The following is a 244-nucleotide window of genomic DNA, read 5'->3' as shown; positions in this document are numbered from 1 at the left end:
CACCCAAGGGCAGTCGGAATCTGTTAACACCTGATGAAAGCTACAAAGATTTCTTACAGACAATCGTACGACCGGCGCGGGACATCCTGCATGAGCATGGATTGAAAGGCTTTCATGAACTGCGGGCGGCTTACGCCTGCGAGCGCTATGAGCAACTAATCGGCTTTCCGGCACCCGTTAATGGTGGTCGTGTTCATCAAGAGGATCGAGCTCTCGATCAGCGAGCCCGTAAGCAGATCAGCTA

General features: G+C 52.9%; 1 protein-coding gene. It reads left to right on the top strand.

Annotated elements, in window-relative coordinates:
• A partial coding sequence (locus ACCD05_RS32050; RefSeq protein ID WP_413397726.1) for a hypothetical protein occupies positions 1-244 on the top strand: 244 nt, incomplete at both ends.

This window comes from Rhizobium sp. Rhizsp42, from assembly GCF_047304155.1.
Lineage (GTDB): Bacteria > Pseudomonadota > Alphaproteobacteria > Rhizobiales > Rhizobiaceae > Rhizobium.
The sequence above is the reverse complement of the archived record's forward strand: the minus strand, read 5'-3'. Positions and strand labels throughout refer to the sequence as shown.